This window comes from Actinokineospora sp. PR83, from assembly GCF_021056305.1.
GTDB lineage: Bacteria > Actinomycetota > Actinomycetes > Mycobacteriales > Pseudonocardiaceae > Actinokineospora > Actinokineospora spheciospongiae.
In genome coordinates this window covers 47,937-74,590 of sequence record NZ_JAJCXD010000031.1, presented here as the reverse complement: position 1 = coordinate 74,590, position 26,654 = coordinate 47,937, and the positions used below count along the sequence as shown (strand labels likewise).

Below are 26,654 nucleotides of genomic sequence, written 5' to 3'. Positions count from 1 at the left end.
CAAACTCTCCAATAATGAATGAGTGTTCTTGCCTGACAAAAAGACACCAAACTGGCATCAATTCATCTCAAAGGAAACCCCTGACAGGGTTTCATGATATTAAGCTCTACTGGCTTAAATCGGCACACTGTTGAGTTCTCAAACAACACACGCACATCCGACTCAACCACACCCACTCAGGCGCGGCCTCATCCGAGGCTGGTATTGCATCAAAGTTTTGTCTCGCTTCGAAGTCACCCACTCTACCACCCTGGGGTGGGAGCTTGGTTCGTGACCCCCGGCCAGTGCCCGTTCCGGTTGTTTTCCCGGCCCGCGTCGCTCTGACTTGGATAAAGTTACACGACCCCAAAACGGGGGTTCACAGGGGGGTCCCTTAAGCCGTCGACGCCCCTGTTTGCGCTGGTCAGCCACACGCCGAGGCCCCAGCGCGGCTTGAGCGGCCACACCGGGCCCGCGACCGCCCCTCGCGCGGGAACCCACCGCTCCCCCGCCGGCCCCGACATCCCGGCTCGACATCGAGCCCCCCTCTCGTTATCTTGATAACGGATAGAGACTTGCGATGTCAGGAGTGGGATGGACGCCGGTGATGTGGGTCGACTGCTGTTCGGCAGGCCGAGTCGACTGCGGTTGGCACTGTGGATCCACCAGCACGCGGGGCCGCGGTTCTTCCAGTCGGAACCGCCGAAGACGGTGATCGCGCAGAGCGCCTGCGGTGTGGAGCTGACCCGGCTGGTGGACCTGGGCATGTTGACCGAGCACCGGGAGCCCGCGAACCGGCGCGTCTACTACGAGCGCACCCGCAGCCCGCTGTGGTCGATCATCACCGCCGCCTCGAAGGTCGTCGACCCCGTCGACAAGTAGTCGACGGGGTCGAGCGGGTCGGTGGGTCAGTTCCCCGGCGGGGTGCCGCCCCCGTTCGGGCCCTGGTCGCCGGTGTCGTCGCGGCGCGGCGGCACGCCCTGCCCGGGACCGCCGGGCAGGGCGCCGCCCCGCGCGCCGGGGCCGCCCATGACGTCGCCCTCGGAGACGGACTCCGCGGTGGCGGTATCCCCGGAGGCGGTGGCCAGGACCACCACCTGGTCGCCGGTCTCCACGGCGGTCTTCACCGTGTCGGCGTCGATCACGTAGGTCTTGGTGAAGCCGTCGGCGCTCTTGGCGGTGATCGAGGTGTCGCTGATCGCGGTGACCTCGCCGGTCTGCACCAGCTTGGTCTCGTAGCCGCCGTTGCCGTCCGAGGCGACGAACTCGCCGTGCAGCGCGCCCATCGGCCCGCCCACCGCGCCCCGGACGACCATCCCGCCGGGACCGCCGCGCATCCCCCCGGGACCGCCGCGCTGGTCGGCGGTGGCGTTGCCCGCCGCGTAGACGGCGAACCCGCCGCCGACGGCGACCGCCACGGCGACGGCGGTCGCGGCGGCGGTCTTCCTCCACGACCAGCGGGGCGCGGTCCGCTCCGGTGCGGGCGCGCCCCAGGTCGCGGACTGCTCCGGCCCGGGTGCGCCCCCGGCCGCCTGCTGCTGGGGTGCGGGCTGCCCCGGCGCGGCCTGCGGCGCCGCGGACTCCTGGCCCACCGGCTGCTGCGCCGCGGGGTCGTGCGCCTCGGGCCGAGGGGCCGTGGGCTGCGCCGCGGGGGCGGGCTGCTCCTGGCCGGGCCTGCCGGTCTGGTCGGACATGGTTCCTCCTGGGTCCACCGCGGGGCCCCGTGCCCCCCGGTGTGGACCCAGGTTCGCCGCCGTCCCTGTGGATGAGCTGTGCACCGCTTCTGCGTCACCTATGTCCGGGTTGCCCGGGGCGCCGTCGCCGCGCACAGCTGATACACAGGGTCGGCACAGTGCGACCCCAACCCGGCGCACCACGATGGGAGCATGTCCGTGAACGCCGCGTCCCGCCCCGACCTCCGCAGGCCCGACGGCCTGCCCGTGCGCGTGCTGGTGGTCGACGACGAACCGACCCTGGCCGAGCTGGTCACGCTGGCGCTGCGCTACGAGGGTTGGGACGTGCGCAGCGCCCTGGACGGGGCCGCGGCCGTGCGCACGGCGCGCGAGTTCAAGCCGGACGCGGTGGTCCTGGACGTCATGCTGCCGGACTTCGACGGCATCGAGGTGCTGCGCAGGCTGCGCGCGGAGAGCGACAACCTGCCGGTGCTGTTCCTGACCGCGAAGGACTCGGTGGAGGACCGGATCGCGGGTCTGACCGCGGGCGGCGACGACTACGTCACCAAGCCGTTCAGCGTGGAGGAGGTCGTGCTGCGGCTGCGGGCGCTGATGCGCCGGACCGGGGTGAGCGAGGCGGGCAACGACGCCACCCTGGTCGTGGGTGACCTGACGCTGGACGAGGACACCCGCGAGGTGTACCGGGCGGGTGCGGAGATCACGCTGACCGCCACCGAGTTCGAGCTGCTGCGGTTCCTGATGCGCAACCCGCGCCGGGTGCTGAGCAAGGCGCAGATCCTCGACCGGGTGTGGAACTACGACTTCGGCGGTCAGGCGAACATCGTCGAGCTCTACATCTCCTACCTGCGTAAGAAGATCGACGCGGGCCGGGAGCCGATGATCCACACCATGCGGGGGGCGGGCTATGTCCTCAAGCCCGCTGGGTGAGCGCCCCCTGTCCCTGCGCACCCGGCTGATCGCCGAGCAGCTCGTGCTGCTGGCGCTGGTGTGCCTGGTGATCGGGGTGGTCACCGTCGTGGGGCTGCGGGCGTTCCTGGTGGGGCAGCTCGACGACCAGTTGCGGCAGGCGAGCGGCCGGGCCACCGAGTTCTCCGGCCGGATGCCGCCGGGGATGCGCCCGCCGCCGAGCAACGCGCCGGGCCGGGGTCCGGGCACGATCAGCGCGCTGATCGTGGGCGGCGCGGTCGACGACGCGAAGCGGCAGACCAACACCCTCGTGCAGGAGGCGCTGTCCGGTTCGGCGATGGACGTGCTGGCGGCGCTGCCCGCCGACGGGGTCACCCGGGACCGGGAGCTGGACGGGGTGGGCAACTACCGGCTCGTCGCGGTCCGCACGGTCTACGGCGACGTCGTGGTGACCGGGTTGCCGCTGGCCGGGGTCGAGGACACGCTGCTGACCACGGGCCTGGTGCTCGGCGGGGTCGCGCTGATCGGGTTGACCGTCGCGGGGGTGGCCGGGGCGCTGATCGTGCGCCGGACCCTGGAACCGCTCGACCGGATGGCGGCGACCGCGCAGCGGGTGTCCGAGCTGGAGCTGGACCGGGGTGAGGTGGCGCTGTCGGTGCGGGTGCCCGCGGTGGACGCCGACGAGCGGACCGAGGTCGGGCAGGTGGGGTCCGCGCTGAACCGGATGCTCGGGCACATCGGCCGCGCGCTGACCGCCCGGCAGGCCAGCGAGACCCGGGTTCGGCAGTTCGTGGCCGACGCCAGCCACGAGCTGCGCACACCGCTGACCGCGATCAGCGGGTACACCGAGCTGGCGAGCAGGCGCACCGGGGAGCTGCCGCCGGACGTGGCGCACGCGCTGTCGCGGGTGGGGTCGGAGGCGCGGCGGATGACGGCCCTGGTGGAGGACCTGCTGCTGCTGGCCCGGCTGGACTCCGGGCGCCCGCTGCTGCACGAGACGGTCGACCTGTCGCTGCTGGTGGTCGACACCGTCGGCGACGCGCGGGTGGCCGGTCCGGAGCACCACTGGCGGCTCGACCTGCCGGGCGAGCCGGTGCAGGCGGTCGGCGACCAGGCCAGGCTGCACCAGGTCCTGGCGAACCTGCTGGCCAACGGCCGCACGCACACCCCACCGGGCACCACGATCACCGTCGGCCTGGCCCGGTCCGGGCCGGAGGCGGTGCTCACGGTGACCGACGACGGTCCCGGCATCGCCCCGGACCTGCTGCCGGAGGTGTTCGAGCGCTTCGCCCGCGGCGACAGCTCGCGCAACCGCGCGGCGGGCAGCAGCACCGGCCTCGGCCTGGCGATCGTGGCTGCGGTGGTGCAGGCCCACGACGGTTCGGTCGAGGTGGCGAGCGTGCCTGGCGAGACCCGCTTCACGGTGCGGCTGCCCGCGGCGCAGGCCTGACCGGCGGGCGGGCGGGCCTCATCGTGCGGGTGCCCGCAGCGGAAGCCCGACCGGACAGGCCGGGCAACACCTGTGGCTGCCTGTGCGGCCGATGCGCTTGTCGGTCAGGTAAGCGGCGGCGCATGTCGCGGTCGCCGTCGTGGCACCACCGGTGCAGGCGCTGCTCCTCGGCGAGGTCCACGGCGGTCGGGGAGGTGGCCGGGACAGCCGCCCGCATGGCGTCGAGCAGGCGCTGGTGGATGCCGGACTGCGTGGCGCGGATGGCGAGCCAGTCCCGCGCGCAGTGGGCCGAGGCGTGCCGCCACGGTGGGAGGTCGAGGGGCGCCGTCAGGTCTGTCCCTCGCCGCGGTCGAGGATGCCCGCGATGGGCAGCGGCAGGTGCCCGACCGAGTGCGGGAGGGGGTACTCGTCGAGCAGGCCGGTGTGGGCGTTCCAGCGGACGAGGCGGGGCGGGTACTGGGTCGGGAACACGAGGGTGGACGCGCTCTCCCAGACCGGGCCGCCCGGGCCCGCGGGGCCGAGCCGCACGTCGTCGGGCAGGCGGTGCCGGGTCGGGGCGTTCGTCGCGGGGTCGTGGACCGCGATCGTGTTCGGGTTGTTCCCGAGGGTGTAGACGGTTCCGCCCGGGGCCAAGTGGTGCGGGACCTCGACGGTGAGCGGGACCTGCGCGCCGTCCGGGGTGTGGAGGGTGTACCGCCCGGGGCTGCCGGACGAGCGGGTGCCGGACAGCGGGTCGACCACCCAGGTGCAGGGACCGAGGGGTTCGGGGTCGTGACCGGGGAGCCAGCGGTGGGTGGTCGCGTCGTAGTGGGTGCCCTCGGTGAAGTACAGGGCTCCGCCGTGGACGGCCAGGGGCCTGCGGGTGAGGCCGTCCGCGCGGGGCAGGCTGGTCACCTCCCCGGTGTCGAGGTCGAGCAGGTGCGGCTGGTCCCAACTGTGGCGGCCGACGTGCGCTTGGACCCCGCCGAGGAGCCTGCCGTCGGCGCTGCGCACCGGGGCGAACCCGAGGTCGACCGGCAGCCGCACGACCTCACCGTCCCAGCGGACCAGCCAGGCGACCTCGCCGGTGCTGACCACGACGCCGTCCCGGGTCTCCAGCGCGTGGTGCACGTGCTGCTCCGGCACCCGTCCCAATACGACCGGTTCCTCCCCGCGCCACACGAGGACGTCGCGGGACGCGGTCACCACCCCGACTCGCGGTGGGTTGCCCGGGGGCAACTCCACCCCCTGGACACCCCCGAGTGACTGCACGATCGCGATGGACGTGCCCCCCACGCCACCGGTCCCCAAGCCCTCGGGCGCCACCCCGGACGTGCGTGCGCGGGGCCCCGGCTTGGGCATGACCACGTACGACGTCGTCGGGGACGGTCGGGGAAGCGGGCGGATGCCGTCCGTGTCGTGGCGGATGAGCCTGTCGGAGACGGCGTGGGCCAACACCTCGGGGATCAGCCTCTCCTCGACCAGGAGGCGTTCAGCCAGGTCATCGACCGGCGCGGGGTTCCCCCAGGCGGCGATGGAGGTGACCTCGGCCGCCAGCCGGGCGAGACGAGCGCGGACGTTGCTCTCCCGCAAGCGCTTCGCCTGCTCTTCGGGCAGTTCCAGGCGCTCCACGGCCATCGGCAGCCGCGTGACCAACCGGTGCCCCTCCTCCTCCGGCACCAGCACCCCGGCGGCGACGAGCACGGACACCGCGTCGCGCCGGGTCACCGGCACGGGAACCCCGAGCTGCGCGCACACCGACGCGGGTACCGGGTCTCCCGGCAGCGGTTCGTCGTACCAGGACTCCGGGTGCGGCATCCCGTACCCCGCGGCGAAGTGGGCGACGTCCATGACCTGGTACCCGAGCACCTGCCTCCACCCGGCGTCCCCGGTCCCCTCCGCCGCGGTGCTCCGCTTCACCCACCGGTGCCCGGCCGACGTCCCCACCGGCCAGAACTGGAGCAGCCAGACCTTCCCCTGCACCCCTTCCTCGGCCGCGCGCCGGGCCACGCGCACCTCGAACAGCCCGCTCCTCCCCAGGTCGAGTTCGTCCCCGAACACCCCGCCGGTCAGCATCCCCAGCCTTGCCGAACCGGTGCGACTCCGGTACGGGGTCACCAGGACGTCCTCCCACTCCCCCAGCTCCACTGCGGGCTCGTCCTCGTGCGCCTCCAGTCGCACCGCCTGGTACGGATCACCGGTCGTACCGTGCAGCCACCCGTCCCCGGCCGTCGCCAGCTCACCGCTCAGCGCCGAGGTCGCCAGCTCCTCCAGCAGCCCACCCGCCTCCGGCAGCCTGTCGCGGCCTTCCCCGTCCCGGACGACCAGCGTCCCGTACTCCGGCAGGTACTCGTCGTCCTCGATCATCCCCAGAACCCCCATGCCCGCGACGGTAGCGGTGCCCACCGACAGTTCCCGCGCCCCCGGTGGGAGCAGGACCGGGCACGACAGCACACCGGGACCGGTGCGCGTACCCGGGCGCGGTGGGCGGGACGGCGGCCGAGCAGGCTAGTTTGCCCGGGTGAGCCTCCTCGATGATGTGGCCGAGCGCGACGGTTGGCGCTGCTGGGTGTGCGACGAACCGGTGGACGCCGACATGTCGGTGAACGACCCGCGGGGGCCCAGCGTCGACAGCCGGACCGCTGACCGCAAGGCCAAGGTCGCCGAGCGGCTCGCGCACCGCGCGTGCAACACCCGCAAGGGCGCGGTGAAGGTGGTCATCGCCTGGCCGGAGCGCCTGCACGTGGCCGAGCCCGCGCCGCTGATCACCGTCGCCGGGCGGTTGGAGCGCAAGGGGGGCCGCGAGGTGGTCGCCCGCTGCCCGACCGAGCAGGACGCCCGCGAGGCGGCGGAGTGGCTGGTGGACCGGTTCTCCCGGCTGGTGCCCGGGCTGCCGGTGACCGCGAACGTCGAGGCGGGCGGCGGGCAGTTCCTCGTCGTCCTGGCCACCGGCAGGCGCTGACCAGGGCCTACCGGTCCTGCCCGAACCGCACGGCTCGGGCAGGACCCGCGGGACCGGCTCCGCGCCGCCCAGGTGGGCGCGTCCGTCGTCACGGCTCGGCGATGTCCAGGGTGACCTCGGACAGCGGGCGGCCCACGCACGTCAGGACGTAGCCGTCGGCCTCCTGCTCCGGTGTCAGGCAGTTCGGCCCGTTCATCGCGACCTCCCCGCCGCGGAGTTTCACCACGCAGTCCCCGCAGTTGCCGACCGTGCACGAGTACGGCATCGGCAGCCCCGCCGCGAGCCCGGCGTCGAGGAGCGTCTGACCGGGCTCGACCACTGCGGAGCCGACCTCGTGCGCCCCGTCCCGGACGACCATCTCCTGCGGCGCGGTGGTCGTGGCGGTCGTGTCCGCCCCGCTGGTGTAGCGCTCGTGGTGCACCCGGTCGTCCGGCACACCGCGCTCGGCCAGGACGCCCCGGGCGGTGTCCATCAGCGCCTGCGGCCCGCACAGGTAGTACCGGGCGTCCGCGGATGGCCCGAGTTCGGTGAGCCAGGTGCGCACACCCGCGGCGTCGAGCCGCCCGCGCTCGCGCGTCAGGACGTGTGTGACCGACAACCGCTCCGGGTGCTGCCCCGCCAGCCGGAGGAGTTCGGCGGCGAAGATGACCTCCTCCTCGCAGCGGTTGCTGTAGAGCAGCGCGATCCGGGCGGTCGTGGGGGATGCCGCCAGCAGGGTGCGGATCATGCTCATCATCGGCGTCACGCCACTGCCCGCGGCGATCAGGACGACCTCGTGCGCCGCCGCCGGATCGGCGTGGAACGCCCCGGACGGACCGCGCACCGACAGCAGGTCCCCGGCGCGCAGGTCGTGGTGGACGTGGGTGGAGAACCGGCCGCCCTCGACGTGCTTGACCGTCACCTCCAGCCGCGGTGCCCCGGGCGCCGACGACGCGGAGTAGGCCCGCCGCACCGGTCGGCCGTCGATGTCGGTGACCAGTGTGAAGAACTGCCCGGGTCGGAAGTCGAAGGACGCCGGGCTCCCGACGGCCTCCAGGACGAGGGTGACCGCGCCGGGCGTCTCCCGCCGCACCTCGGCGACCCGCACCTCCCGCAACCGGTTCTCCGCCGACCCGGTGGCGGGGCGCTCCGACCGCCCGTCGCGCCGGGTGCGGACCTCGACGCCCTCGTAGCCCTCCTTGCGCAGCCCGGACCGGTAGACGAAGTCGCTCAGCAGTCGCAGGGCCCGGCCGAGCCCGGGCACCTTCGCGGTGGCGCCGAGCACGCGGGTGAGCAGGCCTCCCTCGGCGGCGGCCAGGTTCGCGGCGAGGTGGTTCCCGGCGACGGCCATCAGGTCCGGTGCCGTGCCGTGGTCGAGGCGCGCGCCCGCGGTCCACACCCGCGAGCGCGCCACGGCGTCGCTGGCGGCCACCTCGGCGTGTGCGACGTCGATGAGCAGCGCCGCGTGCGGGGGGATGCCGCGCAACGCCATCGTCTCCAGCAGTGCCGGGTCGTCGGTGATCGAGCCCCGGCCGCTGACGTGCAGCACGCCGGTCCGGCCCGGGACGAGGGCGGCGAACGAGAGGCCGTCGTCCCGCAGGAGGTTGTGGAGGCTGTCCGCGCGCTTGTTGCCCCTGCGGTCCGGGATGACGAGCGTCCGGCCGTCGAGGACCCGCGCGACGGTCCGCCAGTCCCCGCGCGGGCTGGTGTCAGCGCCGCCCGAACCGTCCCAGGTGGACAGGACGAGGAACGGCGCGGCGGCGAGGAAGTCCGCGATCCCGGGTCCGCGCAGCGGGCCTTCGCCCTCGACCTCGGGTGTCTGCCCGGCGGGCGCGGGCGGCTGCCACAGGCGTGAGCGGATGACCGCCTGCGCGCAGTGCACGTACGCCTCCTCGACGTCGACGAACGTCTCGGCGCCCTTCCGCTTGGCCACGGAACCGTTCACCCGCAGCGTCTCCCCCACTCCCGGCAGGAGGAAGACGAACGACACCGCGCCGTGCGCCTCTCCGTCGGCCAGGGTGAACGACACCCGGGTGGGCGAGTGGACGCGCACGAATCCCGGTGTGCCGCCGAGGAAGGTCGTGCGGCTGACGCCGTCGGCACCGCGGTAGCCGAAGCCCGCGAGCGGGGAGTGCGCCAAGGCGGCCCGGCAGCCCTCGTCGAGGGCGCTGACCTGCTTCAGCATGATCATCGACGGGGGTCGCCCCAGGATCGCCTCGACCTCGTCGCCCGTTGTCACGCGGCGGAACGCGTTCACCTGCACGGAGATCCGCCTCCGTTCGGTGGGGACCAGTCGTGCCGCCGGTGGCCCGCGGACGGGGTGACCGCTGTAGACATGCGTGCCCCCGGGGTCACGAGGTACCACCCGGAGTTTCTTTCCAGCAGCTCATGCCACTATTATGAGCAATAACTCAAGTATTGAACACTCGCTTTCGCCGCGCTGGGGGAGGACCGGGATGCCGTCGGCAGATCACCGCTTGACGCCACGTCGCAAGCCCCGCCAGGTGCGCGCCGAACTCACGCGCGAGCGCATCCTCACCGCGGCTGCTCACATTTTCGCCGAGTTCGGCTACGCCGCGGGCACCACCAACCGCATCGCCGAGCGCGCCCGCGTCTCCATCGGCTCGCTGTACCAGTACTTCCCCAACAAGGACGCCATCCTCGCCGAACTCCTGGTCCAGCACATAGACCGCGGCACCTGGACCGGCGTCGACGACCTCGACCTGTCCCCCGGCACGCTGGAGGCCACGGTCCGGGCGTTCATCCGCGACGCCATCGACAACCACAGCGACGACCCGCGCTTGCTGCGGGTGATGATCGAGGAAGCACCGATCTCCCAGGCGCTGCGCGACACGGTCGACCGGCACACGAGGCTGCGCACCGCCCAGGTCCGCGAGGTCATCGTCCGGCACCCGGACATCCGCGTGGGTGATCCCGACATCGCCGCGGAGATCATCCTGTTCGCCGTGGAGATCAACACGCACAGGTTCATGGCCGCCCCGCGGGCGACCCCCGTCGAGGTGTTCGAGGACGAACTGGTCGCCATGGTGACCGGCTACCTGCGCGGGGGCCGGTAGCCGCGCCTCCGGCCTGTCCACCACGCGCCTCGTGGGAGGCGGTCCGGCGCGCGGGTCACCCGGTGTTCGGCACCGGTCAGTCGGCGAAGCGGGCGAGGTGGGCGGTGAGGTCGTCGGCGAAGCGGGCGAGGAGGCCGGTGAGGGTGCGGCGGTCCTGGGGGGACCAGTCGGCCAGGGCTTCGGTGAACCAGCCGAACAGGACACCCAGGTAGCGGGTGGCCAAGTCCCGCCCCTCCGAGGTCAGCTCGACCAGGCGGGCGCGGGAGTCGTCCGGGTCGGTGACGCGCTGGACGAGGTGGCGGGCCTCCAGGGCGTTGAGCTGGCGGGTGACGTGGGGGCCGACCACCTGCATCCGGGTGGCGATCTCGCCGACGCGCAGGGGTTCACCCGCGACGTGCAGGACGGTGAGGACCGTCATGGCGGGGCGCTCCAGTGCCACGCCCGCCGCCGCCATGGCGCGCTCGTCGAGCTTGCCGCGGGTGACCGCGGTGCTGATCTGCGAGAGGCGGGGCAACAGGGCCGCCAGCAGGTCGTCGGCTTCCCCGGCGTCGGTGGGCATCAGCACTCCTCTTTCATTCATACCTAACTTAGGTATATGGTTGACGGCATCCCGTTCGCCGCGAGCAGGCACTCGCGGCGCACACAAAGATACCTAAGGTAGGTAGGCAGCTATGACTCGTGTTCTCGTCTCCGGTGCCAGTGTCGCCGGACCGACGTTGGCGTTCTGGTTGCGGCACCACGGTTTCGAGGTCACCGTAGTGGAGAAGGCGGGGTCCGTTCGCGGTGGCGGTTACCCGATCGACATCCGGGGCACCGCGGTGGAGGTCGTCGACCGGATGGGGCTGCTCCCCCGGGTCGCGGCGAAGCACATCGACACGCGGCAGTTGACCTTCGTCGACGTCGGCGGGCATGAGGTCGGGACCATCCGGCCGGAGGAGGTCACCGGGGGTGTCGAGGGCCGTGACCTGGAGCTGCCCCGCGGTGACCTCACCGACGTCCTCTACGACGCCGTGCGCGACCGGGTCGACTTCCGCTTCGACGACTCCATCGCCGCTCTCACCGAGCACGACTCCGGCGTCGATGTGGTGTTCCGGGGCGGTGACCGGGCGACCTTCGACCTGGTGATCGGAGCGGACGGGCTGCACTCGGGCACCCGGCGGCTCGCCTTCGGCCCGGAAGCCCACTACCTCCGCCACCTCGGCTACTGCTTCGCCGGGTTCACCATGCCCAACCACCTGGGCCTGGCCCACGGCGGCATCACCTGGAACACCCCCGGCAAGGCGGGCGTGCTCTACGCGGCGGGCGCGAGCGACCGGCTGCACGCGTTCCTCACCTTCACCAGCCCCGAACCGCCCGCGGGTGCCCACCGCGACCCGGCCGCGCAACGCGACCTGGTCGCGGCCGAGTTCGCCGGTCACGGCTGGGAGATCCCGCGCATGGTGGCCGCCATGCGCGCCGCCGACGACCTGTACTTCGACGTCGTCAGCCAGATCCACCTGCCCGCCTGGTCCACCGGCCGGGTGGCGCTGGTCGGCGACGCCGCCTACGCCCCGTCGTTCCTCTCCGGGCAGGGGTCGAGCATCGCGCTGGTCGGCGCCTACGTCCTGGCGGGTGAGCTGGCCACGCACGCCGACCACACCGAGGCGTTCGCCGCGTACGAGCGGGGCCTCCGCGGCTTCGTGGAGCGCAACCAGGCCCTCGCGGCCGGTGGCGCACCGACGCTCATCCCGCGCACGGCGGAGGAACTGCGGCTGCGCGACGCGGCGCTGGCCGACCCGACCCTCCTGCCCGGACGGACGAGCCGGGAGGTCACCACCGCGCTCGCGCTGGCGGACTACGCGGCGTGAGGTATCCCGCGTTTACGCCCCCCGGCCGGTGCGCTCCTGCAGGGCCTCGATCCGCTCGCTCGCCTCGGCCTTGGTGAGGTCGTCCGGGACCTCCTCACCGGCTTCCTGGGCGAGGGTGTGCAGGTAGGAGCGCTGCGGGCCGGTCATCGGCTCGTCGCCGGTGACCCACTCGTCGGTGGGCTTCTCGGCCGTGGGCTCGGGCGTGGACTCGGTCATCTGCGGTCTCCTCGGGAGGTCGAACGGGTGTTCGGCCAAGGTAGTCGGATCGATTCACCCGCGCACGCCGAGCGGGATGCGGGCGGCGGGCGAATACTCGGAGCACATGGAGACCATCCCGCCGCACGTGTTCGTGATCTTCGGCGCGACCGGGGACCTGGCCAGGCGCAAGCTGTTCCCCGGGCTGTTCAAGCTGCACCAGGCCGGGCTGCTGCCGGAGTTCGCCGTCATCGGGTCGGGCAGGCACTCGCCGGGCACCGACGAGGAGTTCCGCGCCAAGGTCGCCAAGGACCCCGACGCCCCGGGGTGGGCGGAGTTCGCCGAGCACATCACGTTCCAGACCTCCTCGGCCGACGACGGCGAGGAGCTGGCGGCGGCGGTCAGGGCGCGGCGCGCGGAGCTGGGCGGGGACTCCCGCACGCTGCTGTACCTGTCCGTGCCGCCGGGCACCATGCGGCCGATGGTGGACATGCTCGGCAAGACCGGCCTGTCCCAGGACGCGCGGCTGGTGCTGGAGAAGCCGTTCGGCAGCGACCTGGAGACCGCGCGCGAGCTGAACTCCGCGCTGCACGAGGTGTTCGACGAGGACAGCCTGTTCCGGATCGACCACTTCCTCGGCAAGGAGGCGGTGCAGAACATCCTGGTGTTCCGCTTCGCCAACGGCCTGTTCGAACCGATCTGGCGGCAGGGGCACATCGCCTACGTGCAGATCGACGTGCCGGAGTCGATCGGCATCGAGGGCAGGGCGAGCTTCATGGAGTCCACCGGGACCTTCCGCGACATGGTCACCACCCACCTGTGCCAGCTACTCGGGTTCCTGGCGCTGGAGCCGCCGACGGAGATCAGCGCGGAGGCGCTGCGCGCGGAGAAGCTCAAGCTCTACCGCTCGCTGCGCCCGCTGGACCCGGAGAAGGTCGTCTTCGGCCAGTACGACGGGTACCGCGACGAGGAGGGCGTGGCCGCGGACTCCGAAGTGGAGACCTTCGTGGCGCTGGAGGCCCGCGTCGACAACTGGCGGTGGCAGGGCGTGCCGTTCTACCTGCGCACCGGCAAGGCGATGGCGCAGTCGCGGCGCACGGTGACCGTCGGGTTCACCGAGCCGCCGCTGGCGATGTTCCCCAACCGGATCGACTGCGCGCCCAGCGAGCTGGTGTTCGAGCTGACCGAGGAGCCGAGGGTGGGGCTGCGCATCCGGGCGAAGAAGCCGGGGCCGAGCCTGGAGGTCGGGTCGGCCCGGCTGGACCTGGACTTCGAGGAGGCGTTCCAGGGCGCGGAACCGCTGGAGGCCTACGAGAAGCTGCTGCTCGACGTGCTGCGCGGCGACCAGACGCTGTTCAGCGGCAACGCCGAGATCGAACGCCTGTGGGAGGTGTGCGAGCCGGTGCTGGAGAACCCGCCGCCGGTCCAGGTCTACGACAGAGGGAGCTGGGGGCCGAAGGCGGCGCTGGCCGTGCCCGGTGCGGCCGGTTGGCGGGCCGCCGAACAGTGACCGCGTACCCGCCGATCGCCGAGCACGGCATCATCGGCGACCTGCGCACGGCGGCGCTGGTCGGCACGGACGGCCGGGTCGACTGGTTCTGCGCGCCCCGGTTCGACTCGCCCAGCGTCTTCGGCGCGCTGCTCGACGCCGAGCGCGGTGGGCACTGGCTGGTCAACCCGGTGTGCGAGGTGGTCACCAGGCACCAGTACTACTTCCCCGACACCAACATCCTCATCACCCGCTTCCTCACCGAGGACGGCATCGTCGAGGTGCAGGACTACATGCCGATCCTGCGCCCGCACGACCCCGACCACCGCCAGCGGCTGGTGCGCCGGGTGGTGAACGTGCGCGGGCACATGACCATGCGGGTGCACGTCGAACCGCGCCCCGACTACGGCCGCGCCGTCCCGGACACCGGTGGCGACGGGCGGCGGGTGGTGTTCGAGACTCCGGACCTGCGGTTGGCGCTGGAGTCCTCGGTGGAGCTGGAGGTGGGGAACGGCGCGGCCGGGGCGGAGTTCCCGCTGTCGGCGCAGGAAACCGCGCTGTTCGTGCTGGAGGTCGGCGACCCCGGACCGGCCGGGGAGCACGACGGCGACCTGTTCGACGCCACGGTCGGGTTCTGGCGCGACTGGCTGTCGGCGTCGCGCTACACCGGCCGCTGGCGGGAGATGGTGCACCGCTCGGCGCTGACGCTCAAGCTGCTCACCCACGAGCCCACCGGCGCCGTGATCGCCGCCCCCACCCTCGGCCTGCCCGAGCGGCTGGGCGGCGAGCGCAACTGGGACTACCGGTACGTGTGGCTGCGCGACGCCGCGTTCAGCCTGTACGCCCTGCTGCGCCTGGGTTTCGTCGACGAGGCGGAGGCGTTCACCGGCTGGCTGACCGACCGGGTCACCGAGGACCACGACGGCGAACTGGGCCCGCTGCGCGTCCTCTACACCATCGACGGCGACAGCGACCTGGTCGAGGAGGAGCTGGACCACCTGTCCGGCTACCACGGCTCCCGACCGGTCCGGGTCGGCAACGGGGCCGCGGGCCAGCTCCAGCTCGACGTCTACGGCGAGGTGATCGACTCGATCTACCTGTTCGACAAGCACGGCGCGGGCATCTCCCACGAGGTGTGGGCGGGCCTGTGCGTGCTGCTCGACTGGTTGATGGACCACTGGGACCAGCCGGACCAGGGCATCTGGGAGTCCCGCGGCGACGCCCGCGACCACACGTTCTCCCGGGTGATGTGCTGGGTGGCCGTCGAGCGCATGGTCCGCGTGGCCCGCCGCCGCGGCCTCCCCGCCGACCTCACCCGCTGGACCACCGTCCGCGACGACATCTACCGCCAGATCATGGCCGAGGGCTGGAACGGCGGGGCGTTCACCGCGGCCAAGGACACCGACGGCCTCGACGCGGCGCTGCTGCTGATGCCGATGGTCAAGTTCTGCTCCCCCACCGACCCCCGCTTCCTGGCCACGGTCGAGGCCATCGACGAGGCGCTGGTGGTCGACGACAGCCTGGTCTTCCGCTACGACCCCGAGGCCGGGGCGGACGGCCTCGACGGGGAGGAGGGCACGTTCTCGCTGTGCTCGTTCTGGTGGGTGGAGGCGCTGGCGCGCACCGGGCAGCAGGACCGGGCCAGGCTGGCGATGGAGAAGATGTTCACCTACGCCAACCACCTCGGGCTGTACGCGGAGCAGATCGCCCTGACCGGGGAGCAGTTGGGCAACTTCCCGCAGGCGTTCACCCACCTGGCCCTGATCAGCGCCGCCACCAACCTGGACCGCTTCTTCGACACCGCCTGACCGCCCCCGGTCACACCACCGGGTGGTCGGGCACCCTGGCGAGCAGGTCCTCCGGGGCGGACAGCCGCCACGCCTCGAAGACCAGCTCGGACAGCTCGTCGACCTCCACCCCGGACAGCTGCACCACGACCCAGCCGAACCCGCCCCAGGTGAACTGCTCCTCGAACACCTCCGGCCGCTCGGCGACGAGCGCCTGCTGCTCCGACAGGGTCTGCTTGAGGCCGACGGTCTGCGTGCGCGGCCAGTAGTAACCGAACCTCTTGCCGCACACGGAGAAGCTGCTGGCGCGCTCACCGTCGGCGCGGTCGACCTCGGCGAGGGCGCCGAGGATGTCGAAGAACTGCTCACTGCGCACGGCCATCATCCACTCCCCGGGGTCGAGGTGCGAAAGCCTAGCCGGCACCCCCGACAGAACCGGCTACGCGTCGCGGTTGTGGGCGACGAGGTCGTGCGCCTCCCGGTCGGGGCCGTCGATGCCGAAGCTGATGATCCGCTCCGGGTGCACCCGGATGACGGCGCCGTCCGTGCCGCCGGGCCCCGGCCCGGTCCCGGGGACGGCCTCCGCGCGACCGCGGACCTCCAGGCAGCGCACCCGCCACGGGTCGACCGAGGGCACGTCGTCGACGACGAACGCGGCGCGGCCGTTGGCCTCGACGTTGCGGTACTTGCGGCTGGTGGACATGGTGAAGCCGAGGATGTCGATGGTGCCGGTCTCGGCGTTGTACCGGAACCCGACCGGGCTGACCTGGAGGGTTCCGTTGGGCTGGACGGTCGCCAGCCGCCCCAGGCGTTGGCCGCGCAGGTAGTCGAGTTCGGCGGGGGTGAACGACATGTCGGTCCCTCCTCGGGTGATCAGCTCGATCGGCTCCCCCGGGCGATCACTCTTCCCGGACGATCAACAGGGTCTTGCCGAGGACGGTTCGGGCCTCCATCGCCGCGTGCGCCGCGGCGGCGTCGGCCAGCGGGACGGCCTGGCCGATGACGGGTCGGACCCGCGGGTCGGCCAGCAGCCGCCGCACCCGGTCGAGGGAACCGGAGCGGAACCCGTAGAGCTGCTCGACCCCCAACACCCGCACCCCGCGCTCGGCCGCCTCCGCGGGGTCGACCAGGGTGGCGCTGCCGCTCGCGGCACCGTGCGCGGAGAACCGGCCGCCGCGCGCGGTCGCCTCGAACGCCGCTCGGCCGATGGCCCCGCCGACCCCGTCGAACACCAGGTCCGGCCCGCGCCCGCCGGTCGCGGCCCGCACCCGGTCGGTCCACCCGGGTTCGCCGTAGTCGACCACGGCCTCCGCACCCAGCCCGGTGACCAGGTCCAGCTTCAACCGCCCCCGAGCCGCCCCCACGACGCGCGCTCCCGCCGCCCGCACCAGCTGCACCAGCAACGTGCCGACTCCCCCGGCCGCCGCCTCGACCAGCACCCACTCCCCCGCCGCCACACCCGCGGCCTCCACCAGTCCCAGCGCGGTCGAGCCGTCGTCGAGGAGTGCCGCCGCGGTGGTCAGCTCCACCCCGGGCGGCACCTCGACCAGCGCGTCGAGCGCGGCCACGGCCGACTCGGCGTTGCCGTCCCACCCGCTGGCGGTGTGCCCGACCACCCGCCGCCCGACCCACCCCGGGTCGACCCCCGCCCCCACCGAGACGACCACCCCCGCGATCGACCGCCCCGGGACGTAAGGCGGTGTCGGCAGCGGCGGCCCAGGCGTCACCCCGCGGCGCAACTGGGTCTGCACGAAGTCGACGGCGGCGACCGCCACCGCGACCACCACCTGCCCCGCTCCCGGTTCCGGGTCCGGCGCCCACCCCGGTTCCAGCACCTCGGGTCCCCCGAACCGCACCGCTCGCACCACGCGCACGATCACCACTCCCTCCGTCGTTCCCCCAGGAGAACACCTCCACCTAACTGGAGGTCAAGGGGTCGCGGGTCCGAATCCTGTCAGCCCAATGGTCAGAGGAGTCTTCGCAGGTGAGAGCCTGTGAAGGCTCCTCTTCTTCCACTGGGTGATTTCCACCCGGCCGGACTCCACAGCGGTGAACAAGTTCAAGGTCACCAAGCAGTTCTTCCGCTTCCTCGAAGACGACGAGATTGAGTTCGCCCCGTTCACAGAAATCGGATTTTCTTGACCATGCCGCAAGGGCACGGTTTCTAATCGGGGTGGTGGGCGAGCGCATGTCCCGTCCACGGAGGGGGAAACCATGCGCAGAGCGTTGACCATCGTCGTCGCCGCGGTCACGGCCGCGACGGCACTCGCACCACCGGCGCTCGCGGAACCGTCGTTGCGGTGGGGTGACTGCGAAGGGCTGGGCGTTCCCGGCCTGCAGTGCACCACCGTGGACGTTCCGCTCGACCACCGGAACCCGGACGGGCCGCAGATCGAGATCGCGCTGTCCAAGCTGGCGAGCAAAAATCCCGAGCAGCGCCGGGGTGTGCTGCTGACCAATCCCGGCGGGCCGGGCGGAGCCGGACTGGACTTCCCCGTCGGCCTCGGGCTGCCGCAGAGCGTGCTCGACACCTACGACATCATCGGGTTCGACCCGCGTGGTGTCGGCCGCAGCACGCCGGTGACCTGCGACCTGACGCCGGAGCAGCAGAGCCGCGGCAACATCCCGCCCTACGCGCACAACGCGGTCGACGTGCTGGAGCAGGCGAAGAACGCGAAGGCCGTCGCCGAGCAGTGCGCCAAGTCCGAGACCGCGCACCTGCTCCCGTTCATCTCGACCGCGGCCACCGCGCGGGACATGGACCTGATCCGCAGGAAGCTGGGCGAGGACAAGATTTCGTTCCTCGGTTACTCGTACGGCACGCATCTCGGCGCGGTCTACACCACGTTGTTCCCCGAGCGCAGCGACCGGATCGTGCTCGACAGCAACCTGGTCCCGGCCGGACTGGACCGCGAGGCCAGCCGCCTGTTCGGCCTCGGCATGGAAACGCGGTTCCCGGACTTCGCCGCGTTCGCCGCCTCGCATCCCGAGTACGGCCTCGGCGCCACGCCGGAGGCGGTGACCGCGAAGTTCCACGAGCTGTCCGACCGCTTGGACCAGGAGCCGGTGGACGGCATCGACGGCTCGATGTTCCGGTTGCTGACCTTCGGCGGGCTCTACCGCGACAACCGGATGCCCCGCTTGGCCGAGACGTGGCGGGCGCTCGACACGAACCGGCCGCTGCCGCCCACCGCGACCGAAGCGGCGGCGCAGGATGTGGACAACCTCGTGTCCAGCCACCTCCACCTGCTCTGCAACGACAACCGCTGGCCGCGGTCGATCGGCACCTACGTGCACGACACCGCCGTGGACCGGAAGCGCTTCCCCCTGTTCGGTGGGGCCGGGGCCAACATCCGCCCGTGTGCGTTCTGGTCGACCGAACCGGCCGAGCCGCCCGTTCACGTCGATGACCGCGGGCCGTCGAACGTGTTGCTGTCGCAGAACACCAATGACCCGGGCACCCCGCTGGCCGGTGCCGAGAAGATGCGCCGAGCCCTCGGTGACCGGTCCCGGATGGTCACCGCCGAGCAGGGTGGCCACGGTGCCTACCTGTTCGGCGCGAACCAGTGCCTGAACGACGCGGTCACGACCTACCTGACCACGGGCGAGCGCCCGGCGGAGGACCTCGTCTGCTCGTAGACCCCACGGCGGCCCGCCGACCACCAGGTCAGCGGGCCGCCGCTCCACCAGCCGGCGGGTGGCAGGCCACTCCTGCCCGGTCATACCGATGACCACGACCAGGTCCCGCAGGTCGAAGTCCCGGGAGACCGGGCCGGGCACCCACTTGGTGAGGATGGCGGTGGTCATGTCAACGCTGTCGCAGGTGTTTCCGTGTCGCAGTTGATGGCGGCACCGAACCGGTCAGAACGAGGGCCTGCGCCTGGGGGCTGTCTCGCCACCCGGTGATCGCCGGTGGCCGGGTTGCGGGACAGCCCTCAGGGGTCCAGCTTGAGCGAGCCGTGGCCGACGTTGGCGCTGTCGGCGATGGCGCGGATCAGGTGCAGCAGGTCGCCGTGGAGTTCGTCGGTCATGCGGCCCTCGGCGACACCGCGGAGGAACACGTGGTTGACGCCCCTGATCGCGGCTCGACCTGCGGCTCCGAACAGGTCGTCGCGATCGGTTCCGTCGAAGGGGAAGCCGGTTCCGGGGGTTCGTTGTGAGACCTCGGCCTCCGCCATGGCGACCACGCCGGGGTTGGCCAGGGCCATGGCGCGGGTGAGTGCGGCTTCCTCCGGGTCGATGTTGTCGCGCAGGTCGTGCCACCACCTGTCCACCAGATCGATGAACTCCACGCTGGGGTCCTGTTGGTACAGCGCGATGACCCGCTGCTCGATGGAGGCAGGCCACTCGGTGATCAAGTCGAGCTTCGACGGGAAGTAGCCCGTCACGGTCCGCGGCGCGACTTCGGCCGCCTCGGCGATGTCGGCGATCGTGGTCCGTTCATACCCGTGTTCGGCGAATAGGCGCAGGGCCGTGTGCAGGATCAGCCGCCGTCGTCGTGCTTTGGACCGTTCCCGAAGCCCCGGACCGTCACTGGTCACCGTCGCACTCTCCTGCACTCCGTTGATCACAGCCTGCGCGCCCCAGCATACATGCACCCCGTAGCTAAAATACCTCCTTGTGCAAACTTGCCGTCCATGGCAATCTTTTGTCGGGCGGTCGAAGTCGACCACCCACCGAGCCCGTCGAACAACGGGTTCACGGACCAACGGCCTGAGAGGAACAACCATGAGCCTGTCCTACGCGGACGCCGCAGGCTTCCCGGTCAGCGACCCCACCCCCATCCTCAGCTACAGTCCCGTCTCGCTCGAGGTACCGGACAGGCCCGTGCCGCTGGAGATCAAGGTCTCGGCGCCAGTGACCGGGACCGATCTGCCGGTGATGCTGCTCTCGCACGGGCACGGCATGGCCAACTTCATCTCCTCGCTGCGCGGTTACGGCCCCGTCGCGGATTTCTGGGCCGCCCACGGGTTCGTCGTCGTCCAGCCGACACACCTGGACTCCACAGTGCTCGGGCTGCGCGACCAGGACCTGCCCGACGCGCCGCTGTTCTGGCGTGACCGCGCCGTCGACATGCACACCGTCCTCGACCACCTGGAGGAGGTCCTCGCCGCGGTTCCAGGACTGCCGGGCCGCGTCGACACCGAGAAGGTGGCCGCGGTCGGGCACTCGGCAGGCGGCCACACGGTCTCGCTGCTGCTGGGCTCGCAGGTGACCGACCCGAACGACCCCCGGGAGAAGGACCTCTCCGATCCCCGGGTCAAGGCAGGCGTCGTGATCGGGGGACCGGGCACCGCCGACGAGCACTTCTCGCCGTGGGCCGCCGAGCACTACCCCATGATGAAGTACATCGACTTCGGGCAGATGACCGGCGCCGCACTCGTCATCGCAGGCGACGAGGACCTCAACCCCCACTTCTCCTCCCGGCTCAGCTACCGCTGGGACGCCTACACCCACAGCCCCGGCGGGAACAAGACGCTGCTGACCTTCCTGGGCGCACAGCACCTGTTCGGCGGGATCTCCGGCTACGACGCCGCGGAAACCTCCGACGAGAACCCCGAACGGGTTGCCGCGCTGCGGGCGCTGGTGTGGGCCTACCTGCGTTCCCAGTTGTTCCCCGGCGACATGTCCTGGGACATCGCCGTGAAAGCCCTGGAAACCCGGAAGACGCCCCTGGCGAAGGTCGAAACCAAGTAGCCCGCAACGCGCACGCCCGACAAGACGACGCGTGAGCCGCGATCGCCACCGCAAGCAGCCTGGCAGCGCTGTCGACACCGCATCCCCACATGTCGATCGTCCGAACCACCTCAGGAAGAACCCGTGAAAACCGCGATCCTCGGCACGGGCAAGGCCGGCACCGCTGATCGGCACCCAGCCCCTGCGGCAGCGCACGTCCGTGCGGCTGCCGGAGGTGCTGGAGGTCGGGACCCCGACGCCTGCGTATCCGATGGGAACGCCGCGACGACATCCACGAGACCTTCCTCGCCCTCGCCACCCGCATCATCACCTGGAGACACGTCCAACGACTTTGTCAGGACCTCTGAGTTGAACCGCCCCGGGTTTGGTGGAAGTTCGGTTAGTTGGCTGTTCCAGCCGGGCTTGGCTGGTGTTGATCGAGTCGCGACAGCCACCCCGGGCATCGGCAACGGCGCTGCTGGTCGGGGTGGGCACGGTGGACGGCCAGCCGGTGCTGCCGCCGGCGCGCAGAGGTCGAGGCGGTGGCCCGGCTGGTGCCGGGATCGACCGTGCTGCTCGACGGCGCCGCCGAGGATCCCGCGCTGAAAGAGGGCCTGCATCACCACGCTCTCGCCCACTTCGCCTGCCACGGCGCACTGAAGCAATCCACGCCGCTGTTGTACGACCGGGGTTGACGCTCAGCACGAGGACGCTGACCCCCGGCACCGTCTACCGCACGCGGCCCACCGACGCCCTGTTGGCGTTCCTGTCCGCCTGCGACGCCGCCGCCACCGACCCGCACCACCGCGACGAACCGCTCGACCTTGCTTCAGCCTTCCACCCCGCCGACTATCGCGGCGTCATCGGAACGCTCTGGCGCACCCGCGACAACCCCGAAATAGCCGAGGCGTTCTACGCCACCGTGACCTGGAACGGCACCCGGCCACCCGACACCGACGCAACCACACTCAACCACGTGCTGCGCCGATATCGGAATTCCTACCCGGCGCTGCCGACGCACTGCGGGGCGCACATCCACACCGGAATGTGACATCACTCGATCCACCCACGCATCAATCTCGAGGATCCTTCCCGTGCGAGCGGGGCTCCTCCCACGCCGGCCACCAACTCGGCCGGTGGTCCTCTTGATCTCGACCTCACCTGCGTCGTAAACGTTCGAGTTCGGCAGCGGCATTGACCTCAGCGCGGATCTGAGCAAGCAGGAACTCTGGGAACGACGGCCAACTGCGGTAGATGCCGCGCCCTTCCTTGTACCAGCGGACCGTGCCGTCCGGCTCGATCCAGTACAGCTCTGAGCCCCCGTGCAGGCCCACCAGCGTTGAGCCTGCGGGGAGCAGGTCGAGTGCGTCGTCGTCGGTGAGCAGCTCGATTCCTTCCACACCGATGTTGACGACGTCGGGGTGGAAGAAGTCCGTACCGCGCAACAATATGCCCGCTCCCCCGCCCATCACAGCGAGGAACTGCTCGTACTGGGGGTGCAATGAGCCGCCGCGAGCGGTTCGGATCTCACTGATCTCGTCGAGGGTGCACGGCCTGATGTCCTCCGGGCGAGCCCGCCCGGTCGTTGTCAGCAGGTCGATGACGTCGGGGTAAGGTGGCGGCATGGGGTTCTTCTGCATGTTCATCGAGTTATTTTTTTCCCGCGTCCGAGATCTTCGTAGGTGACCGTGACATTGGGAAATTTTTTCTCAAAGTCAGCGATGACCGCTTGACAGGACTCGCAGACCGGGCGCTCTGAGTAGATGCGGATCCACCCTTTTTCCTGCCCTGATCTTCCCTTCGCAAGATGTTCGAGAAGCTTCCACTCCGAATCGTAGTCTCGAGCGATATCCGCCGGGCCGCGGTTCAGAGTGACTTCGGTCGGAGTGGGCACGGCGCCACGTTACTGATTTTTGCCGCTCGTCGCGACGATGGTGTCCATGTCGTTACCGATCGAAGACGCGGGGGTGGAGGAACACCTTGTACGACTCCACGGCACGCAGAACTCGACCTTGCGAAAGGAACACCAGCACGCTGCCGTGACCGAGGTAGTAGTCAGGCATGTCCAACAATTGCCCTATGTCCTCCTCAACCCCCTCTTCGAGGAGGATATCCATCGCGAAGACATGCACCTGATCCCAATCACCCTCGACCAAGTCAGCCAACGGCGAATGCCGACGTTCCGTCACCAGTGCGCGAAATGCGAATCCAAGACACTGTCTCGCGTGACCTTGATTTCAGATTTACTACAGGAAATCAGCGCCACGAGCACGCCTACGACAAACGCGAGACGGCACACCAGGGTCCGCAACCGCGCATTCATTCAGTACCCATTGGAGTATTGATCTGACCCCTGAGGCAAGAAGTTGAATAAATTGGCGAGGCTTCCCTCTGAGGCCAACAGGAGCACTTCATGGCCTGGCGCGGCGCCTACCATCTTTCGTCGGCGGGCTTCCACTTCCGCAACCGGTCGCACGAATTCCGCCCGAGAAAGAAGTACACTTCATCCGGCGAAGTGTACTTCAACAAGAATGAACTGAATGAGTGGACGTCCGGATACTCGAACTGGGTGAAATCGGGCTCCACGAGTACCACGCCCCACATATCAGGATCGTCCGAGTCAACACCCCAACCGCAAGACCACCCATCTGGAGTGGTGCCCCACAGTATGAGACCTCCTGCACGGCTGCCCAAGGTCAACTCGCTGCCCGCCGGAACCGGTCGCTCGTTCAGAACACCCATCGACCACCGCCCCGGGCCGAACGGAGACGTGATCTCGATGTCCGCCAAGCGGCCTGGTCCGAACCTGTCGATGAACGTCACGTAGTCCCGCGGCAGCCGCAGGCCAGTCCAGTCGTGCTCTTCGACCCGCACCGGGACGAAGTCTTGCGCCAACTCGTCCAGCGTGTCGGACGGAGGACCATTGCGGAGCGGGAACCGGTTCCAGATCGAAGTCGAATTCGATACGTTGGCCTTGGCGACCCGGCTCGCCTGACTGACGAACTTGGGCTGATCAGAGGGAGCGTCGGACAATTCGACCAGGAAATCCACGAGTCCGCCATCGAACTCGCTCCAGTGCGTGAATTCTTCATCGGTGACGATGAGGCGCCAAGTCGTCGGAGGTTCGACAACCTGCCAGAAGATAAACGCGTTGCCAGCGCCTTGGGCGACCGGGAGCACCCCTTCTTCTTCGGGGTAGATCGGGTATGGGAAGCGCTCAGGTTCCGATGTGCGCCACTGCCTCATGTCTTCAAGCCGATACCGGGAGTAGCCGAGGTAGTCGTCCCCGTCGGGCCGGATCAGCCGGAAATCTGCACGGAACACACCGTCTGGTAGCGCCTCGACGATCGCCTTGTAGTCACTTGGCAGCGTGAGCCCGAGCGCCGACTCGACGGCTTGCCAATCAGGAGAATCTCCTGTTTCGCCAGGCCAGTCGATGCTGGCGAGGAACTTTTCCCACGATTGCACCGGCACATCTCCATCCGTTGGCACGTTCGCGGCGCACGCGAACGTGCCAATCTACTTGTTGGACACAGAGTACCATTGGCCACCGGAATCACCGGCGACGAAAATGCTGACCGATAGCGGGATACCCGATGCCGTTTGCGGGTTGTATTCCGGGCGCATGTAGTAGTAGATGCGCTCGCCTGCATCCAGTCGCCGGGCAACCATGTCTGCGATCCGCCTCATCGTGACCTGATTGGCTGTGAGGTACAGCGGGACGAAGTTCTCCGACTTCGCGTTGTCTCCTCCGAACATCCGCGCGCTGAGATGACCTCGGTCCATCCCTTCCTTGAAACCGGGAGGAGTGAACCGGCCTTTCTCATCGAAGTCCGCGACCCGATTTTCAAGCGCGCTTCTGCGCCGGTCGCACGATCCCAGTGGTCACGGTTGTGGTAGATGATCTCGGCGATGACGTGCCCAGGAGCCGCTGAACACTGGCGCGCCTGTTCTTTGACATCGACTTGGCGCCTGTCCGGATTCGACGATGAATCCGCAGTGAGCATCTCGGCCAGCAGCAGGAGCATGCTCGCCGGGTTGAATCCCACTTTCGACCTGGGAGTCGTACTCACCGAGCGTTGATCAGACGGCGCTGCGACCGCCAGCGCACGCACGCTCGCTTCTTCCATCACCTTCAGGCTGGTGGCGATGGCGGTCAACTCCGTCTCTGTGCACTCCGAGCAACTCTCCGTGCAATTCTCGTCCGCGCAGAAGGCCTGCCCGTCTTGTTCGATTTCGGTGATGGGGTTGCCGCCGGTGAAGGCGTAGCAGTTGCCGTTGAAGGGGTCGGTGCCGAGGTTGATGTCGTCGAGGGCGCCGTTGTAGGTGTCGCGGGTGTTGAAGCGGTTGATGCTGGGGTTGTAGTCCCGGAAGCCCATGTCATAGGAACTGGAGGCGGGGTCGTAGCGCTTGCCGTTGTAGCGGTAGAAGTTGAAGGGCTCCTTGTCCGGCTGCTGGGTGTCGGGCTTGTCGATGCCGGTGAAGTCCTGCCCGTCGTCGGAGCCGTAGGCGGTGTAGCCGTAGGTGGCGCGGGTGTCGCCGTTGTCCTTGGTCGGGGTTTTGACGTCGGTGTGCGGGTTGTAGCCGTAAGTCGAGTCCTCGGCCACCTCCGGGCCCGCGCCGTCGGTGTCCTTCTTGACCTGGGTGAGGCGGCGGTCGAAGGCGTCGTACTGGTAGGTGCGCTGGAGTTGGCCTGCGATCTCCTCGGTGACGACCTTGTCGGTCAGGCCCAGGTAGGCGAAGTCGGTGGTCTTCGCCGAAGGGGTTCCCGCCTTGTCGGTCTTGGCCGAGGTGCGGTCGAGGGGGTCGTAGACGTGGTCGAGGTAGGCCGTGGCGTTGTCGGCGTTCTGGATCTTGGCTGCGTCGCAGGCGCGGTTGCCGTTGGCGGTGTAGTCGAGGAGGTGCTGGGCGACCAGGATGCCGCCGGACTTCTTCTCGATCTGGGAGGCCAGTGAGCCGTCGAGGTTGTAGGTGTGGTCGACGGTGTTGCCGTTGGGCTTGGTCTCCTTGGACACCCGCCCACGCGGGGTGTAGGTGAAGGTGGTGATCTTGGAGGTGCCGCCGGTCTCGGTGTTGGTGACCTTGTCAAGCATGTCCCGCGGGTCGTACCGGAACAGCGAGTCCTGGCGGTCGTGGTCGCGGGTGAGTGGGGCGCCGTTCTCGTCGTAGGTGAACTGGGTCGTGTTCTTCACGACCGACGCGAGCTTCTCCTCGACCTTGGTGAGCTGGTTGAGCCCGTTGTAGGTCATCGCGTAGGCGTCGACCTTGGCTCCGGGGCTGCTGTCGGTGAGGGTGAGCAGGTTGGCGTTGGCGTCGTAGGCGTGGGGGAAGGTCTTGGCCTCGTTGTCGGTCTCGGTGACGGTGCGGACCAGTTTGACCGCGTCGGCGTTGACCGGGCCGTTGGCGGCGTCGGTCAGGGTGACCTTCGCGGCGTTGCCCGCGGCGAGCGGGTAGGCGCCGGGGCTGACCCACTGGCCGCCGTTTTGGGTCTGGTTGACCGGCTTCGGTGTCTGCGTCGTTCCCATGTCCACTGTGTACGGAACGTTGGTCGCGGTGCCCGTCGGGTACTTGACGTAGACCGTGTAGGTGCCGTCGGCCGGGACGATCGGGGGCCAAGTCAGCGCCGACGTGCCG

27 protein-coding genes are annotated in these 26,654 nt (G+C 70.1%); 12 read left to right on the top strand and 15 right to left on the bottom strand.

Annotated features, from left to right (window positions below; genetic code table 11):
- The first annotated feature begins 573 nt into the window (after positions 1-573).
- Entirely contained in the window at positions 574-861 is a 288-nt protein-coding gene (locus L6E12_RS11345) for a hypothetical protein (RefSeq protein ID WP_035279700.1), read from the top strand.
- Between the two features lie 26 nt (positions 862-887).
- Here L6E12_RS11345 and L6E12_RS11340 read toward each other — a convergent pair whose 3' ends face one another.
- The gene (locus L6E12_RS11340; protein WP_236227845.1) at positions 888-1,673 is read right to left on the bottom strand and encodes a hypothetical protein; all 786 of its coding nucleotides are present in this window, start codon (positions 1,671-1,673) and stop codon (positions 888-890) included.
- A 192-nt stretch (positions 1,674-1,865) separates the two neighbouring features.
- Here L6E12_RS11340 and L6E12_RS11335 point away from each other — a divergent pair, with 192 nt between their 5' ends.
- Together L6E12_RS11335 and L6E12_RS11330 are read left to right on the top strand one after the other, a co-directional pair.
- Positions 1,866-2,600: a response regulator transcription factor gene (locus tag L6E12_RS11335; RefSeq protein WP_236227844.1), complete on the top strand. Its 735-nt coding sequence runs from the start codon at positions 1,866-1,868 to the stop codon at positions 2,598-2,600.
- Positions 2,578-4,029 (top strand): cell wall metabolism sensor histidine kinase WalK, encoded by a 1,452-nt coding sequence (locus tag L6E12_RS11330; RefSeq protein WP_236227843.1) that lies wholly within the window; start codon positions 2,578-2,580, stop codon positions 4,027-4,029. The genes L6E12_RS11335 and L6E12_RS11330 overlap by 23 nt, the downstream gene beginning before the upstream one ends.
- Before the next feature lie 327 nt (positions 4,030-4,356).
- Here the strand turns inward: L6E12_RS11330 and L6E12_RS11325 are convergent, their stop codons facing one another.
- On the bottom strand, positions 4,357-6,390 hold the full coding sequence (locus L6E12_RS11325; protein WP_236227842.1) for a DUF6042 family protein: 2,034 nt from the start codon (positions 6,388-6,390) through the stop codon (positions 4,357-4,359).
- Between the two features lie 139 nt (positions 6,391-6,529).
- Here L6E12_RS11325 and L6E12_RS11320 point away from each other — a divergent pair, with 139 nt between their 5' ends.
- Positions 6,530-6,970 carry a hypothetical protein gene (locus tag L6E12_RS11320; RefSeq protein WP_236227841.1) on the top strand — a complete coding sequence of 147 codons (441 nt, stop codon included), beginning with the start codon at positions 6,530-6,532 and terminating at the stop codon, positions 6,968-6,970.
- 88 nt (positions 6,971-7,058) lie between these two features.
- On the opposite strand, the gene L6E12_RS11315 is transcribed toward L6E12_RS11320, so the two are convergent.
- A complete protein-coding gene (locus L6E12_RS11315) occupies positions 7,059-9,212 on the bottom strand; it encodes a 2Fe-2S iron-sulfur cluster-binding protein (protein ID WP_236227840.1) in 2,154 nt (717 codons plus the stop codon).
- Between the two features lie 193 nt (positions 9,213-9,405).
- Between L6E12_RS11315 and L6E12_RS11310 the strand changes: the two genes are divergently transcribed.
- Entirely contained in the window at positions 9,406-10,026 is a 621-nt protein-coding gene (locus tag L6E12_RS11310) for a TetR/AcrR family transcriptional regulator (RefSeq protein ID WP_236227839.1), read from the top strand.
- A gap of 76 nt (positions 10,027-10,102) precedes the next feature.
- Here the strand turns inward: L6E12_RS11310 and L6E12_RS11305 are convergent, their stop codons facing one another.
- Positions 10,103-10,585, bottom strand: a complete 483-nt coding sequence (locus tag L6E12_RS11305) for a MarR family winged helix-turn-helix transcriptional regulator (RefSeq protein ID WP_236227838.1) — start codon at positions 10,583-10,585, stop codon at positions 10,103-10,105.
- A 112-nt stretch (positions 10,586-10,697) separates the two neighbouring features.
- On the opposite strand from L6E12_RS11305, the gene L6E12_RS11300 reads away from it, so the two are divergent.
- Positions 10,698-11,873 carry an FAD-dependent monooxygenase gene (locus L6E12_RS11300; protein ID WP_236227837.1) on the top strand — a complete coding sequence of 392 codons (1,176 nt, stop codon included), beginning with the start codon at positions 10,698-10,700 and terminating at the stop codon, positions 11,871-11,873.
- A gap of 12 nt (positions 11,874-11,885) precedes the next feature.
- Here the strand turns inward: L6E12_RS11300 and L6E12_RS11295 are convergent, their stop codons facing one another.
- Complete coding sequence (locus tag L6E12_RS11295; RefSeq protein WP_035279714.1) at positions 11,886-12,089, bottom strand: DUF3072 domain-containing protein; 204 nt, start codon at positions 12,087-12,089, stop codon at positions 11,886-11,888.
- A 106-nt stretch (positions 12,090-12,195) separates the two neighbouring features.
- On the opposite strand from L6E12_RS11295, the gene zwf reads away from it, so the two are divergent.
- The gene (gene zwf / locus L6E12_RS11290) at positions 12,196-13,578 is read left to right on the top strand and encodes a glucose-6-phosphate dehydrogenase (RefSeq protein ID WP_236227836.1); all 1,383 of its coding nucleotides are present in this window, start codon (positions 12,196-12,198) and stop codon (positions 13,576-13,578) included.
- Positions 13,575-15,365 carry a glycoside hydrolase family 15 protein gene (locus tag L6E12_RS11285; protein WP_236227835.1) on the top strand — a complete coding sequence of 597 codons (1,791 nt, stop codon included), beginning with the start codon at positions 13,575-13,577 and terminating at the stop codon, positions 15,363-15,365. The genes zwf and L6E12_RS11285 overlap by 4 nt, the downstream gene beginning before the upstream one ends.
- Before the next feature lie 10 nt (positions 15,366-15,375).
- On the opposite strand, the gene L6E12_RS11280 is transcribed toward L6E12_RS11285, so the two are convergent.
- The 3 genes from L6E12_RS11280 to L6E12_RS11270 are packed head-to-tail and all read right to left on the bottom strand — an operon-like array spanning position 15,376 to position 17,218.
- The gene (locus L6E12_RS11280) at positions 15,376-15,726 is read right to left on the bottom strand and encodes an MmcQ/YjbR family DNA-binding protein (RefSeq protein WP_236227834.1); all 351 of its coding nucleotides are present in this window, start codon (positions 15,724-15,726) and stop codon (positions 15,376-15,378) included.
- 57 nt (positions 15,727-15,783) lie between these two features.
- Positions 15,784-16,197: a PPOX class F420-dependent oxidoreductase gene (locus tag L6E12_RS11275; RefSeq protein ID WP_236227833.1), complete on the bottom strand. Its 414-nt coding sequence runs from the start codon at positions 16,195-16,197 to the stop codon at positions 15,784-15,786.
- Between the two features lie 46 nt (positions 16,198-16,243).
- Entirely contained in the window at positions 16,244-17,218 is a 975-nt protein-coding gene (locus L6E12_RS11270; RefSeq protein ID WP_236227832.1) for a zinc-binding dehydrogenase, read from the bottom strand.
- A 340-nt stretch (positions 17,219-17,558) separates the two neighbouring features.
- Here L6E12_RS11270 and L6E12_RS11265 point away from each other — a divergent pair, with 340 nt between their 5' ends.
- Positions 17,559-18,983 carry an alpha/beta hydrolase gene (locus tag L6E12_RS11265; RefSeq protein ID WP_236227831.1) on the top strand — a complete coding sequence of 475 codons (1,425 nt, stop codon included), beginning with the start codon at positions 17,559-17,561 and terminating at the stop codon, positions 18,981-18,983.
- A 296-nt stretch (positions 18,984-19,279) separates the two neighbouring features.
- Here L6E12_RS11265 and L6E12_RS11260 read toward each other — a convergent pair whose 3' ends face one another.
- Positions 19,280-19,885 carry a TetR/AcrR family transcriptional regulator gene (locus tag L6E12_RS11260; RefSeq protein WP_236227830.1) on the bottom strand — a complete coding sequence of 202 codons (606 nt, stop codon included), beginning with the start codon at positions 19,883-19,885 and terminating at the stop codon, positions 19,280-19,282.
- Between the two features lie 187 nt (positions 19,886-20,072).
- On the opposite strand from L6E12_RS11260, the gene L6E12_RS11255 reads away from it, so the two are divergent.
- The 3 genes from L6E12_RS11255 (at position 20,073) to L6E12_RS11240 (ending at position 22,071) form a co-directional block, all read left to right on the top strand.
- Complete coding sequence (locus tag L6E12_RS11255) at positions 20,073-21,041, top strand: chlorophyllase (RefSeq protein ID WP_236227829.1); 969 nt, start codon at positions 20,073-20,075, stop codon at positions 21,039-21,041.
- Positions 21,042-21,562: 521 nt separating this feature from the next.
- Positions 21,563-21,715, top strand: a complete 153-nt coding sequence (locus L6E12_RS11245; protein WP_236227828.1) for a hypothetical protein — start codon at positions 21,563-21,565, stop codon at positions 21,713-21,715.
- Entirely contained in the window at positions 21,712-22,071 is a 360-nt protein-coding gene (locus tag L6E12_RS11240) for a CHAT domain-containing protein (RefSeq protein WP_236227827.1), read from the top strand. Before L6E12_RS11245 ends, L6E12_RS11240 begins: the two co-directional genes overlap by 4 nt.
- Before the next feature lie 106 nt (positions 22,072-22,177).
- On the opposite strand, the gene L6E12_RS11235 is transcribed toward L6E12_RS11240, so the two are convergent.
- The 6 genes from L6E12_RS11235 to L6E12_RS11215 all read right to left on the bottom strand — a co-directional run bounded on the left by L6E12_RS11235 (position 22,178) and on the right by L6E12_RS11215 (position 26,545).
- Complete coding sequence (locus L6E12_RS11235) at positions 22,178-22,666, bottom strand: SMI1/KNR4 family protein (protein WP_236227826.1); 489 nt, start codon at positions 22,664-22,666, stop codon at positions 22,178-22,180.
- Positions 22,663-22,914 carry a deaminase domain-containing protein gene (locus L6E12_RS11230; protein WP_236227825.1) on the bottom strand — a complete coding sequence of 84 codons (252 nt, stop codon included), beginning with the start codon at positions 22,912-22,914 and terminating at the stop codon, positions 22,663-22,665. Before L6E12_RS11230 ends, L6E12_RS11235 begins: the two co-directional genes overlap by 4 nt.
- A 52-nt stretch (positions 22,915-22,966) precedes the next feature.
- Positions 22,967-23,185, bottom strand: a complete 219-nt coding sequence (locus L6E12_RS11225) for a hypothetical protein (RefSeq protein WP_236227824.1) — start codon at positions 23,183-23,185, stop codon at positions 22,967-22,969.
- Between the two features lie 265 nt (positions 23,186-23,450).
- Complete coding sequence (locus tag L6E12_RS11220; RefSeq protein WP_236227823.1) at positions 23,451-24,488, bottom strand: hypothetical protein; 1,038 nt, start codon at positions 24,486-24,488, stop codon at positions 23,451-23,453.
- A gap of 51 nt (positions 24,489-24,539) precedes the next feature.
- Positions 24,540-24,779, bottom strand: coding sequence for a hypothetical protein (locus L6E12_RS35685; protein ID WP_374201861.1), 240 nt, complete (start codon positions 24,777-24,779; stop codon positions 24,540-24,542).
- Complete coding sequence (locus L6E12_RS11215; protein ID WP_236227822.1) at positions 24,707-26,545, bottom strand: RHS repeat domain-containing protein; 1,839 nt, start codon at positions 26,543-26,545, stop codon at positions 24,707-24,709. The genes L6E12_RS35685 and L6E12_RS11215 overlap by 73 nt, the downstream gene beginning before the upstream one ends.
- Between the last annotated feature and the right edge of the window lie 109 nt (positions 26,546-26,654).

Coding starts and splice junctions, on each gene's coding strand:
- L6E12_RS11215 (WP_236227822.1), bottom strand. CDS start 26,545: ATGGGAACGACGCAGACACCGAAGCCGGTCAACCAGACCCAAAACGGC.
- zwf (WP_236227836.1), top strand. CDS start 12,196: ATGGAGACCATCCCGCCGCACGTGTTCGTGATCTTCGGCGCGACCGGG.
- L6E12_RS35685 (WP_374201861.1), bottom strand. CDS start 24,779: ATGTTCGGAGGAGACAACGCGAAGTCGGAGAACTTCGTCCCGCTGTAC.
- L6E12_RS11280 (WP_236227834.1), bottom strand. CDS start 15,726: ATGGCCGTGCGCAGTGAGCAGTTCTTCGACATCCTCGGCGCCCTCGCC.
- L6E12_RS11310 (WP_236227839.1), top strand. CDS start 9,406: ATGCCGTCGGCAGATCACCGCTTGACGCCACGTCGCAAGCCCCGCCAG.
- L6E12_RS11265 (WP_236227831.1), top strand. CDS start 17,559: ATGCGCAGAGCGTTGACCATCGTCGTCGCCGCGGTCACGGCCGCGACG.
- L6E12_RS11345 (WP_035279700.1), top strand. CDS start 574: ATGGACGCCGGTGATGTGGGTCGACTGCTGTTCGGCAGGCCGAGTCGA.
- L6E12_RS11235 (WP_236227826.1), bottom strand. CDS start 22,666: ATGAACATGCAGAAGAACCCCATGCCGCCACCTTACCCCGACGTCATC.
- L6E12_RS11300 (WP_236227837.1), top strand. CDS start 10,698: ATGACTCGTGTTCTCGTCTCCGGTGCCAGTGTCGCCGGACCGACGTTG.
- L6E12_RS11255 (WP_236227829.1), top strand. CDS start 20,073: ATGAGCCTGTCCTACGCGGACGCCGCAGGCTTCCCGGTCAGCGACCCC.
- L6E12_RS11305 (WP_236227838.1), bottom strand. CDS start 10,585: ATGCCCACCGACGCCGGGGAAGCCGACGACCTGCTGGCGGCCCTGTTG.
- L6E12_RS11340 (WP_236227845.1), bottom strand. CDS start 1,673: ATGTCCGACCAGACCGGCAGGCCCGGCCAGGAGCAGCCCGCCCCCGCG.
- L6E12_RS11325 (WP_236227842.1), bottom strand. CDS start 6,390: ATGGGGGTTCTGGGGATGATCGAGGACGACGAGTACCTGCCGGAGTAC.
- L6E12_RS11295 (WP_035279714.1), bottom strand. CDS start 12,089: ATGACCGAGTCCACGCCCGAGCCCACGGCCGAGAAGCCCACCGACGAG.
- L6E12_RS11330 (WP_236227843.1), top strand. CDS start 2,578: ATGTCCTCAAGCCCGCTGGGTGAGCGCCCCCTGTCCCTGCGCACCCGG.
- L6E12_RS11275 (WP_236227833.1), bottom strand. CDS start 16,197: ATGTCGTTCACCCCCGCCGAACTCGACTACCTGCGCGGCCAACGCCTG.
- L6E12_RS11335 (WP_236227844.1), top strand. CDS start 1,866: ATGTCCGTGAACGCCGCGTCCCGCCCCGACCTCCGCAGGCCCGACGGC.